This window comes from Novacetimonas maltaceti (assembly GCF_002906255.1).
In the GTDB taxonomy this organism is placed as follows: domain Bacteria; phylum Pseudomonadota; class Alphaproteobacteria; order Acetobacterales; family Acetobacteraceae; genus Novacetimonas; species Novacetimonas maltaceti.
On record NZ_POTC01000025.1, the window covers coordinates 34,606 to 46,883 of the forward strand.

Here is a 12,278-nt window from a genome sequence, read left to right on the forward strand (position 1 = left end):
CGCGGGCCTGCGCCATTTTGGGGGTGGGTCGCCCTCAGCCCTGCGAACGCCAGCGCAGGCCCTGTCGGCCCATGTTCCATGCCTGCGCCATGACCTGTCGCAGGGAGGCGCGTTCCGCCCCAGCCAGCCCCTGCCGCCACAGCACGGTATAGAACACCACAAGTCCCCCCACCGCGATGGCGCAGCCCATCAGGTGCGGGGTACGCGGCAGCGCCAGCAGCATCACGCCCACCCCCACGATGGCCGTGGGGACAAGGTGGCGCAGCATCTGCGACAGCCATGGATACAGCCGGATGCCAAGGCGTATGCGCACCACGCAGTCCATGATGCTGCGGCTGGCCCATGCAAAGGCCGCGCCCTCCACCCCGAACCAGTGCAGGAACGCCAGCAGCAGGGGGATATAGACCACCACCTCCACGACCGAGAGGATGGCGTTCATCTCCGCCCGCCCGATCCCGTCGAGGAAACCGGCCGCCACCGCGTCCATGCCGAAGACGAACACCCCGATGCTCAGGCATTTCATGATGAGCGTGCTGTGCAGCGCGAAATCCGGCCCGACCCATAGCGAGAGGATGTCGTGGCTGAAGATGGAGCCCAGCAGGCAGAACGGAAACAGCAGTCCCACCACCGTCAGGATGCTGTTGCGGTACAGCGCGACCGTGGCGGTGGTGTCGGTACGCCAGCATGCCGCCATTGCGGGATAGGCCGTGCTGGTGACCGCCATCGTGATCATCGACAGGCGTGCGACCACGTCAAAGGCAGTGGTGTAATATCCCGTCACGGCCGCGGACAGCACGGTTGCGATCATGAAGCGGTCCATGTAGGACAGGATGGGAAACATCAGGTTGGAGATGGTCATCCATCCCCCGATCCTGAACAGTGGCCGCAGCAGCCCGAATGCCGGGCGCGCGCGGCGCAGCGATGGCATGATGCGCAGGCAGACCGCGCCATATCCCACCGTCATCGCCAGGCGGCACAGCGCCAGCACCAGCATCACCCCCACCAGGCTGTCCCAGACCTGCAGCACCAGCAGCGGGCCAAGGTAGTACATGATGGAAATCGGGATGTTGATCAGGTTGGCGGTGCGGAACGCCTGATAGGCCGACATGACGCCCCACATCGCGGCGTTGATCATCACCAGCGGCGCCGTGGCGCACAGTACCCACATTGCCACCATCGTCTGGTGCTGCAGGTCGGCGGGGATCTTCAACCCGTGATAGACCCAGAACCGTACGCACAATGCCGCAATCACCCCACCGGCAAGCCCGAACAGGCCAAGCGTGAGGATGCCGGTCAGCGTCAGGCTCGCGCTTTCTTCTTCTTCCCCATCGGCGATGCGTTCGGCGATGGCGCGTGTCAGTGCGCGGCCCAGCCCGAAATCGAAGATGCCGAATGTCCCGACAAGGCTGAGCGCAATGGTCAGCACCCCCCAGCGCGCAAGTCCCAACCGGGTGATCAGCGGGGGGGTCACCAGCAGGGCGACGGCAACCGGACCGATACGGCCAAGCATGTTCCAGCCTGCATTGAATAGTACTGTCTGCATGCGGGTCAGGCGCGCATGGTCCGTGGGTGTCATTGAAATATGATCCTGCCCGTTCTGCGATACTGATGCATCAGGTTATGAGGAGGGCCGCCATGGCGTGGCAGTTGCAGTCGCCCCGCCTGACGGGAGGATGGAAAAGGGGGGGGGCATGAAGGCATGCCCGTCTTCAGGGGGAGGCGGGTCGGTAGAATTCTTCCGCCGCGCCCGGCAGGGGGAAGTCCGCGCCAAGGGGAATGGCGGGCATGTCCATTCCTGTCGCCGGCGACATGGCCGGAAGGGGGGCGGCATAACCTTCGGGATGGGTCAGGCGCCAGCGGAATGCGGTTTCGACAATGTCGTCAAGGGCGGCGATGCGCGGTATCCACCCGGTTTCGCGGCGCAGGCGTTCCGATCCCGCGATCAGGGTGGCGGGGTCCCCCTGCCGCCGTCCCGCCCATGACCAGTTCACGTTGCGTCCGGTCACACGTTCCACCGCGCGGATGACATCGAGGTTTGAAAAACCGGTCGTGTTCCCGACATTGTAGGTCACGCTTCGGGTTTCGATCTGCTCCAGCGCCATGAGGTGCGCGTGGGCAAGGTCGGTGACATGGATGTAATCACGCACGCATGTTCCGTCCGCCGTGGCATAATCCGCGCCAAAGATCGACAGGGCGGGACGCCGGCCAAGCGCCGTATCGATCGCAAGCGGGATCAGGTGGGTTTCAGGGCGATGGTCCTCGCCTGCGCGGCCCATGGGGTCTGACCCCGCCGCATTGAAATATCGCAGGCAGGCACTGTGCATTCCATAAATCGTCTCCGCCCAGTGCAGGACGCGCTCGATCAGGAACTTGCTTTCGCCATAGGGGGAGCCGGGATTGACGGTGGCATGTTCCATGATCGGCTGCTGTTCGGGGGTGCCGAACAGGGCCGCGGTGGAGGAAAATACGAAACGCCTGATGGCATGGTGGATGCACAGTTCGATAAGTTGCAGGCTGTTCAGGTAATTCTGCCGCAGGTAGGTAAAGGGAACACGCATGCTGTCCCCCACAAGGGACAGGGCGGCAAAGTGCAGGACGCCATCGAATTTCGCGTTTTCCATGACCGTGTTGAGAAGCGCCTGATCCGAAAGATTACCGACGACAAGGGGAACATCCGGTGGAACCGCGGCACGGTGGCCGGTGCTGAGATTGTCGAAAACCACGACGGAATGGCCGGCGTCGCGCAAGGCAAGTACGACATGGCTGCCAACAAAACCGGCGCCCCCTGTGACAAGGTAATGCATCGTATTCTTCCTGTGGTAATGGCATGCGATATGGACGGGCCTGCCGTGACATGTTTCAGGAATATGCCTGTGGAACCATGCCCCTGGCTGCTCTGCGCGAACGACAGGCGCATGCCCCCGGTTGCATGGGGGCGTGCTGAATCCGGTGGAATTTAATATTTCATTTTCCTGTTCTTCTGGCACGGAACAATCGGATATTTACCTACAAGGCTGTATCTGATGGATAATTCCTGCATGTCCGTGCGACATGCACTGTCCCACCGGGCAGGTTCACATTCTTTCGTGTGGTGGACAGGAGGAACCGCAAGTCGGGGTATTCTTTCACGGCGGATGCAAAATATTTTTGGCCCTGCGGAAAACCGGTCCGGTGACTGGCCTGTTTCATTGCCGAGGTCATGCGGCAGCCATGATCCGCGAAAGGAACAGGACATGGATGCTCCAAGACATCATTATGCCGCCCTTGATGGTGTGCGTGGCTTTGCCGCGCTGTCGGTGATGGTCTATCACCTCGGGCACTGGCTGGATGTCGGGGGGCTTGCGGTCAATAGCGGCCTTGCGGTGGACCTTTTCTTCTGCCTCAGCGGCTATGTCCTTTCCCTTTCATATGGCACGCGCATGACGGGCGCGCGTGGCCTGTCGGCAGGGCAGTTCCTCCGCCGTCGCCTTGTGCGCCTCATGCCCGTGGTCATCGTGGCGACGATGATCGGCGCGGCCTATGTGCTTGTGCGCGGCCACCTGAATGGCGGCGGTGGCGCATATGCGGCGCTGCTGGTGGCGGTGGTGCTGGCGCTGCTGGACCTGCCGTATCTTTTCGCACCGCACGAAATCGGCGGCCCACAGGTCTTTCCGCTCAACGGGCCGCAATACTCGCTGTTTCTGGAGCTGTTCATCAACCTGTTCTGGTGGCTGACACGCCGCCTTGACCAGCGCGTGCTGGCGGGCGTCATGATCGTGACATGCCTGCCGCTGGTATGGGTGTCCGGGCTGGGTGGGGACGTGCCCGGCACGTTCTGGAGCGGCTTTCCCAGGGTCGGTGCCTCCTTTTTCATCGGTGTTGCCCTTTACCGTTTCGCGCCAGCCATCCCGGCGGTGATGTCTGGCGTGCCGATGTTCGTCATGTGCCTGTGCCTCATGCTGGTGCTGTTCTTCTGGCCTGTGGCGGCATCGCGCGGGGTTGAAATGGCCTGGATTGCGATCTTCTCGCCCCTGCTGGTCATTTCCGGCGCGCGCGTCAGGATGTCGCCCGCCCTGGCGCGGGCCTCGCTATGGGGGGGGGAGGTGTCCTATCCGCTCTATGCGCTGCATTACCCGGTCTTCTGCTGGGTCAACGGGGTGTCCCAGGCCACGGTGCATGCACGGATCGCGATTGTGGAAATACCTCTTGCGGCCATCGTGGCGGTTGCGGTTTCGCTCTTCATACTCAGGCATGTGGATGAGCCTGCGCGGCGCATGCTGTCGCGCCGCCGGCCCGGCGCGACAGGTGGGGCGGCCTATGCCGTGGGGGAGGCATCCGTCGCCATGCCCGCGCATACCGAAAGGTAGCCACGAACCCGGCCAAGGAAAGTCATGACATAATAACGGAAGAAAGGAATGTTCCCCTTGAGGAGATAGAGGATGCCCCCCGCGATGGGACGCAGCAGGAACATGAGGACGATGCCGGGGGCAAGGTGGTTGCTGCGCATGACCCGTCCCATCCCCGCGCCATAGCTGTAGGCGCGGGCGATATTGAGGGAGACGGGCTTGTCGGGATGGATGATGCGCAGGGTCGGAAGATAAAGTCCCGCAAAGCCTTTTTTCAGGAGGCGAAGTGCAAGGTCCTGCCCTTCGGCCGAACCGAAGGGCGTGCCGGGACCAAGTGTTTCGTCAAAGCCGCCTACGGCATTGAAGGCATTGCGGCGGATGAAGAAATTGAATTCGATCAGGCATGTCCAGACAGTATGCGGATCAATCACCGTTTCTTCGGTCTGCCACCGCCCTGAACGTCCTGTCTGGCCTTCGTGCGTGATGACGGAGCCGGTTATGAATTCAGGGGAGCGGACGCAGCTGAATGTGTGATTGACGGTCTTGAGGATGTCCTTCGTATAGATGCAGTCATCATCTGGAAATGTAAGGATGTCCCCACCTGCGCGGCTGGCGCCGAGGTTGCGGGCATGGTTGCATTTTCGGATGGGGCTGCGCAGGTGAAGGATGCTCAGCCTGTCGCTGAATTCTTTCACGACGGGGAGCAGTCGGTCATCCTCGTTCTGGTCCACGATGATGACCTCGAATGTCTTGAGTGACTGTTGTGTCAGGGATAGCAGGAGACTGCGTAATTCCTCAACCCGCCCCAGTGTCGGCACGATCAGTGAAAAGAACATCGAAACAGGTCCCTGTGGGTTAAAGCGTCAGCATTTTTTCGGGGGAAACACGGCCGGACATGGCGTCACGCAACGCAAGCCAGTTGCCGATGATCCGTCCCCTGCGGTCGATATAGGGTTCCGGCCACAGGCTGCGCAGGGCGTTCATGGCCATGTTCCGACCGATGCTGCGCAGGGCATGGTCAAGGGGAAATGTGCCCTTGCGTGACAGGTAAAGCGGGTTCGCCACCTGTGAATATCCCAATCTCCGCCCCGGCGTGCGCCCGGACTTGCTGCCCAGGTGGATGCCCTTTGCCCCGTTGACGCGCACGATGCGGCCGCGTCGTCCCAACTGGCGGGAGAAATCTATATCCTCGTACCAGGCGTACAGGGGCAGGCGTTCGTCAAAATGGAGGCCGGATTCCGCAATGGTCGAAAGGCGATAGGCCATGTTGCACCCATATCCGTTCCACGCGGGTTGTACTGCGGGCAGGGGGGGCGTGTCATTGATCGCGGGATTGGCGAGCATCGCGCGCGCTTCCTCCACCGTCAGGCCCGGTCCCTTCGCCCCGTCCGCCAGTACGCGTCCGGTCGCAACAACAATGTCGGGTTCCGATGCAAAGGCCATGGCGCATTGTGCGAGGTAGTCGGGATCGGGCAGGAAATCATCATCGAAGAAAACGACAATTTCCGCATCTTCCATATGCTGCAACAAAAGGTTGCGCTGGTGCGCCAGTCCGCGCGGTCCCTGAAGCAGGACCAGCGTGTCGGATGCCTCCAGCCCCGCCATGTCCGCCATGGTGGGTGCGCAGACAATGATACGGTGTGGCGGATGGGTCTGCCGTCGCAGTTCCGCGACCGTCTCGCGCAGGATGCCCGGACGCCCGCATGTCGCGATCCCGACCGTGATCTTCATGTCCCGCGCGGCAGGTGTGGCGGTGCCTGCGGGTGTGCGGGCACTGGCGGGCATGCGCTGCGACAGGAGTTCACGCGACAGTGCGACATGACGCCGGGCATAGGCCTGCGAATTGAGAACCGTGCGCATGCGTTCGCGCGCATTGCGCACCATGGCCGCGCACCGGTCCGGGTCGCACGCCAGCGTGACGATGGCATGTCCCATGGCCTGCGTGTCGCCAACGGGGACATAAAAAACGCAGTCCCCATCGAAATAATGGCGCAGGCCGCCAGTATCCGTGGCAATGACCGGCAGCCCCCGCAGGGTTGCCTCCTCGATTACGGTAATGCCCGAAGCATGCAGGTTGTGCGTAAGCGGCACGACCACGATATCGGCTTCATCATACAGGCGGAACAGCACGTCATTGCGTTTCGGCGTAACGCGCGTGACATGCGGTGGCGGGTCAAGGCGGTTGGCCGTGGCAATGGTGACATGGCACGCCACGCCATCCGGCAGGGGGGATGTCGCGGCGATCAGCGTGGGCCAGTCACGATGGCGGTCATTGCCCAGCGACAGGACCCGCACGGGATCGCCCGGCATCCGTACCGGCGGGGCGTGGTCGGTCATTTCGTCCGCACGGATGCCAAACGGGATCCATTCCATCCTCTGTCCGGGGAACACGCTGCGTGCCTGCGCCAGATTTTCGGGCGACAGGAACGTCAGCATGTCCGCGCGCGACAGCAGGCTGCGCATGAACAGCCGCCGCCATGCCGCCTCCTGCGGCCAGCGATCCATCAGCCATACGCTCTGCGCGATCAGGGGGGGATGGGGGCGGCGTGGCGTCAGGCGATAGAGCAGCAGTACACCAAGCGCCTGTGCCTCGGTATGGGTCCAGACCACATCGGCGGACAGGATGCCCTTGCGGTTGCGCCATGCCTGCACGAAATCGAAACCAAGGAGAAAGCGCACCCCATAGCGCACAAGGCGCGAGAACGGGTTTTCCGCCCTGTCTTCGGACTGTTCAACAACGACACCGGGCCCCGCCGCGCGATAATATCCATAGGCGTAGGGTTCGTTGATGCCGGGTATTTCCCCTTTTTCCCAGCGCGCATGCCAGCTTCTGGCGCCATATCCATAGCTGAGTTGCACGAAAGCGCGCAGGGGAGGCGGAGTATCTGTAGGCATGAAAAGAAGTCTCCTGTGCGCGAAACTAGAAAATACCGACCGAAACAATCCTGAAATTGCGTTGCGCCATATGCGCGATCAGGTCCGCATGGGCGGCGGCGGCATGGCGGGGTGTGGGAAAGGCGTGGCAGTAGGCCCCCTCCAGCACCACATGCATGCCAAAGCGCAGGTTGACCGTGCGGGCGAACCTGCCGCCATAGGCGTAAACCGCCATGCGCGACGTCATGGGCAGGGGATGGGGATTGCTGATGAACAGCTGTTCGGAGGATGGATCGCTGATGCTGCACCATACCGACTGTGTCGGTGCGGCATGTGCGCCCGTTGCGATGGCCATGGCCATCACGCATGCCAGGGACCGCACCCAAGGCCAGCGCAGGGTGCGCACATGCTTCATGATGCCATGTCCTGTGCGATCTGCAGCAGCGACTGCGCCGCCCCGTCCCATGTGAATCCGCCCGCCCGCGCGCGTCCCGCCGCGCGCAGTTCCTGCGCCACGGCAGGGATGTCGAGGATGCGCACGACGCTTTGCGCGATGGCGTCGGGATCGGCGGGATTGGCATAGATCGCCGCCGGGCCACAGACTTCGCGCAATACGGCAATGTCGGCGGCCACCACGGGGCAGCCACAGGCCATCGCCTCCAGCGGGGGCAGGCCGAACCCTTCATACAGCGACGGGAACACGAAACATGCCGCCGCCTCGTACAGTGCGCGCAGTTCCCCATCGCTGACGCGCCCGACATAGGTGGCCGGGCGGGGCAGGATCTGTGTGCCGCTGGCATTGAACACGGTGGTGTTCACGCTGCCGCTGATGACAAGCGGGATGCCGCGCAGGGACAGCGCATGCGCCAGCGCATCCAGCCGCGCCAGGTTCTTGTGCGGGGCAAGGTTGCCGACCGCGAGCACGAAACGCTGTGCCTTGAGGTCATGGCGCGACAGGATTGCAGGGTCCGCCGGCGTGCGCGCGATATGTTCGGCCCCTTCGCCAATGACCGCTATGCGCCCGGCGGGTATGCGCAGGTAACGTGCCAGTTCCGTGCGGGAAAATTCGGAAACGGTGACAAGCCGCGTGCGCGTCCGGCACAGCAGGAAATGCAGGACCCGGTACCACAGGCGGAATTTCCATGAATAGGAATCTGGATGGCCGAACACGCCCGCATCATGGATGATCACGATCTGGCGCCGTCCCCACAGCGGCGCCGTATTGCCAAGGTTGAGCAGCACGCCACCGCGCGCGGCAAAGGGCAGTTCGAACTGCTCCCAGACCTGCCCATGGCGTTTGCCCACCGTGCGGCGGGGCAGGTCGGGCGCATCGCCTTCGGCAATGCGCCCTTCGGGGGTCAGGAGGATCGGTGACGGGCGTCCCTGCGCGTGGCTGACCCGGGCAAGGGCATGGCAGATCTCAAGCGCGAAACGCTGCACCCCGCTCAGGGGCTGGGTCAGGAAGCGGCCGTTGACATAGATGGCTGGTCTCACCAAAGCACTCCAAACATTGCGCGCCGCCTCAGGCCGGGGGCAGCAGTCCATAATGGCTGTAGATACGGAAGGGGTGTTTCTCCGCCTCGCCCAGGCTGTGCGGCGGGGCCTGTGTCAGGACGGCGCCGAGCGTGCGTGCGTCATAGGTGTGCAGCGTGCGCATCGCCTGCACCAGGGTTGCGGCGCTGGTCTGTCCCCACTTGACGACCATCACCACGCCATCGGTCTGGCGTGACAGGACGGCAGCGTCGGGAAATGCCAGCGCGGGCGGGGTATCAAGCAGGATCATGTCATATTGCGATCCCACCTGCGCCAGGATCTGCCCCAACTCCTCCGGCAGCAGCATGGCGCCGCCGCCACGGTGCATCATCCCCTCCGGCGTGAGGATATCGACCCCGGGCAGCACGTCGCGCTCCAGCCCCGCCAGCAGCGGCGAGACGGGGGCATGGGTGTTGCGCACGATGCTGACCGCCCCCATGATCCGCATGGCCGAGGGGTTGCGCATGTCGCAGTCAATGACCAGCGCGCGCTGCCCGCATCGCCCCGTATTCGCCGCCAGCGACAGGGCGAAGGTGGTTTTCCCTTCCGCCTGTTCCGCCGATGTGACCAGAACGACCTTCGCGCGGAAGCGGCTGTGGCCAAAGGACAGGACGCTGCGGATGGATTCCACCGTTTCCAGATAGGCCGAACGGTCCCGGCTGGCGTACTGGCGCGCCAGCGGCCCGGCAAAGGCCGGCACCAGCCCCAGCGCGAACAGCCCCGGAATGGCGTCGAGTTCCGCCGTGCTGCGCACCCCCTTGCGCATCCGGTCGATCACCAGCGCCGATCCCGCCCCCATCATCAGCGCAAAGAGCAGTGCGATGAGCATGTACTGCTTGCGTGGTGGCCCATAGGGGCCAAGCGGCGTTTCGGCGCGTGAAATCAGGTCCGCTTCCGCCACCTGCAGTTCCGCCTGTGTCGATGTCTGTGCAAACCGGCCGAGATAGTCCTGATAGACCGTGCGCGCCGCCGTGGCCTCGCTCTGCAACTGGCGCAGGGTCACGTCGGCTTCGTTTTCAGCCGTCACCTGCCCCTGCAGCCGGTCCACCTCCGCCGACAGGGCGGCAACGCGGGCCTGTGCGCTCGACAGTTCCTTTGCGGCACTGCTGGCGACGCGCTGGACTTCCGCGCCGATGCGCGCGCGCACCTGTGCCGCGGCCGCGCGCACCGACTGCAGGTCCGGATTGCCGTCCATGACCGTCTGGCTCAGGCTGGCGGCACGGCTGCTGATCTGCGCCTCCTGCGCCTGGAGCTGCTGGATCAGCGGGGAGGAGACGGCATCGGGGATGCTGTCGAGGCTGCCGTTGTGGATCGCGTTGCGGATCTCCATATAGCGCGCGCGCCGGCTTTCAAGGTCGCCGCGCGCGGTGATCAGTTCGCGGTTCATCTGGATCAACTGCTGGTCGGTCACGGTCGTCCCGCCGCTGTCGGCGCTGTTGCTGCTGCCGTTGGCGCCGGGCGCGCGTTCGAGTTCGGCGGCGATCAGGCCGTTCTTTTCACGGAAGGCCTGAACCGCCTGTTCCGCCTTGCGCAGCCGTTCGCGCAGGGGGGCGATCTGTTCATCAAGCAGGGCATTCGCCTGCCACGTCGCCGAGATCTTCATGTGGCGCTTGAAGTCGAGGTAGACATCGGCATAGGCATTGGCGATGCGCGCGCTTGTCGCCGCGTTGACCGTGCTGGCCGTGATCGTGATGATGTAGGACCGCCCGTCATTAAGGATCGTCACCCACTGGTCCAGCAGCAGGCTGACGGCCTGCAGGCGTTCCTCCGCCGTCATGGGGGGCTGCGGCGGCGGGGTTACGAAGATGCGCGAAACCGCGTCGATCAGCCGTTTACTGATGGGTACATGGTCCAGGGCTTCGCGGAAATCGGGGTCGTTCACCAGGTCCAGCTTCTGCGCCACGGCCCGTGATATGGCCGGGCTGCGCAGGATGCTGACCTCGCTGTTGACGGCCACGGTATCGACCTCGGGCGAGGATACCGTGGCCTGCAGGTCACGAAACGGGGCCTGGTGCGTGCCGATGATCAGGATGGACGCGGCATTGTAATAAGGCCGGAGCGAGAAGATGCCGATCCCCGCAGGCACCGCGATGCCCAGCGTGACCAGTGCAATGGCCAGGCGGTGGCGGCGCATGATGCTGAAGGCATGCAAGGGTGAAACCTGCTGCGTTGCCGTCGGGTCCGGCACGGGGCCGCTGAATGAGGCGGGCAATTGGAGCGTATTCATCACTTGCGTCCTCTCGAAAGGGGAGGGGCGGGGTGTTGGGGCATATGGCTGCTTTTCTTCCACGATGGGCGGGATGGTCAGCGTGCGCCTTTCTGGCCCAGGACGGCCGGAATGGTCTTCAGCAGGATCACGATGTCGCGCCACAGGCTCCAGTTCCGGACGTACCAGTTATCCAGTTGGACGCGCCGGGTGTAGGACGTGTCGCTGCGGCCACTGACCTGCCACAGACCGGTAATGCCCGGACGGGTGGCCATGTAATATTCCATGTCCGCGCCGTAATGGACCTCCTCGGCCATGACGATGGGGCGTGGGCCGACAAGGCTCATCTCCAGGCGCAGCACGTTGAAGATCTGTGGCAGTTCATCCAGGCTGGTCCTGCGCAGCAGCCTGCCGATCCGCGTGATGCGCGGGTCTGTCGTCAGCTTGCGCGTGGCGGCCCATTCCGCCGCCGCCTGCGGGTCGCGTGACAGCAGGTCGGCAAGGATCGCATCGGCGTTGACCGCCATGGTCCGGAACTTCAGGCACCGGAACGGGCGGCCGTTCCGCCCGATACGCATATGGCCGAAGATCGCAGGCCCCCCGTCAAGGCGGACCAGTGCATACACAATCGCAAGGATCGGGAAGATGGCCGTCAGGACCAGGGTTGCGACAGACAGGTCCAGCGCCACCTTCATCGCCCGGTGGACCGGTCGGTCAAGGTTGTTGCGGAACGTCATGATCATGGCGTCATGGCTGAAATAGGCCTGGCTGCCATGGTCCAGCGGGACACCGCACAGTGGCGGCATCAGGGAAAAGGGCAGCCGCGTGCGCGTGACATGTTCGACGCGAATTTCTCACACTTGAGGAAATTTTGGGTTATTTTGTAGAATTCAGTCATCCCACAGGAGCCCGATCTGGAATATTGACGATATTCTACTTCTGGCGGCGGGTTCTGAACGCAGTGAGGGTGTCACGGCCTGAGAAGGCCGTGTTGGTGGGAGCTATGTGGCCTGTGCGCTGTCTGTTTCGTCAGGGCGCCAGGCAAAGCCTTCGCAATCGTGCATGAGCAAGAGCGAATTCATGCTGACAGGGGAACATGTCCGGCATGGACAGGACAATCCGACGGACGCTGACCTTTACGGTTGTCGCGATTTTGAGCAGCCGCGCGCGGATTGTGCCACAGGTTGCCTTCTCCAGACTGGTTTGCCCAAGGGCCATCTTTTGCAGAGCGATGAGCAGGACATAGGCTGCGGCCGAGAACCACAGTCGGAGCTGGTTGGCCCGGATGGTGTGGGACGATGTCCTGTCTGAGAACAGATCCAGCTGGCATTCCTTGATGC

At 63.4% G+C, this 12,278-nt stretch carries 10 protein-coding genes; 1 reads left to right on the forward strand and 9 read right to left on the reverse strand.

The window, feature by feature from the left end; genetic code table 11:
- Positions 1-34 precede the first annotated feature (34 nt).
- Positions 35-1,576 (reverse strand): flippase, encoded by a 1,542-nt coding sequence (locus KMAL_RS09955; RefSeq protein ID WP_110095550.1) that lies wholly within the window; start codon positions 1,574-1,576, stop codon positions 35-37.
- A gap of 133 nt (positions 1,577-1,709) precedes the next feature.
- Complete coding sequence (gene galE / locus KMAL_RS09960; RefSeq protein WP_110095551.1) at positions 1,710-2,804, reverse strand: UDP-glucose 4-epimerase GalE; 1,095 nt, start codon at positions 2,802-2,804, stop codon at positions 1,710-1,712.
- 429 nt (positions 2,805-3,233) lie between these two features.
- Here galE and KMAL_RS09965 point away from each other — a divergent pair, with 429 nt between their 5' ends.
- Positions 3,234-4,346 (forward strand): acyltransferase family protein, encoded by a 1,113-nt coding sequence (locus KMAL_RS09965; protein ID WP_167400145.1) that lies wholly within the window; start codon positions 3,234-3,236, stop codon positions 4,344-4,346.
- On the opposite strand, the gene KMAL_RS09970 is transcribed toward KMAL_RS09965, so the two are convergent.
- The 7 genes from KMAL_RS09970 to KMAL_RS10000 form a co-directional block, all read right to left on the reverse strand.
- Positions 4,295-5,161, reverse strand: coding sequence for a glycosyltransferase family 2 protein (locus KMAL_RS09970; protein WP_110095553.1), 867 nt, complete (start codon positions 5,159-5,161; stop codon positions 4,295-4,297). The genes KMAL_RS09965 and KMAL_RS09970 overlap by 52 nt on opposite strands.
- A 19-nt stretch (positions 5,162-5,180) precedes the next feature.
- Positions 5,181-7,220, reverse strand: a complete 2,040-nt coding sequence (locus KMAL_RS09975) for a glycosyltransferase (RefSeq protein WP_110095554.1) — start codon at positions 7,218-7,220, stop codon at positions 5,181-5,183.
- Positions 7,221-7,245: 25 nt separating this feature from the next.
- A complete protein-coding gene (locus KMAL_RS09980; RefSeq protein WP_110095555.1) occupies positions 7,246-7,614 on the reverse strand; it encodes a hypothetical protein in 369 nt (122 codons plus the stop codon).
- Positions 7,611-8,693: a glycosyltransferase family 4 protein gene (locus KMAL_RS09985; protein WP_110095556.1), complete on the reverse strand. Its 1,083-nt coding sequence runs from the start codon at positions 8,691-8,693 to the stop codon at positions 7,611-7,613. Before KMAL_RS09985 ends, KMAL_RS09980 begins: the two co-directional genes overlap by 4 nt.
- Positions 8,694-8,721: 28 nt before the next feature.
- On the reverse strand, positions 8,722-10,959 hold the full coding sequence (locus KMAL_RS09990) for a GumC family protein (protein WP_110095557.1): 2,238 nt from the start codon (positions 10,957-10,959) through the stop codon (positions 8,722-8,724).
- Positions 10,960-11,036: 77 nt separating this feature from the next.
- Positions 11,037-11,744 (reverse strand): sugar transferase, encoded by a 708-nt coding sequence (locus KMAL_RS09995; RefSeq protein ID WP_239020063.1) that lies wholly within the window; start codon positions 11,742-11,744, stop codon positions 11,037-11,039.
- Positions 11,745-11,967: 223 nt separating this feature from the next.
- Positions 11,968-12,278: transposase (locus tag KMAL_RS10000; protein ID WP_180999794.1), on the reverse strand; the 311-nt coding region annotated here is incomplete at its 5' end.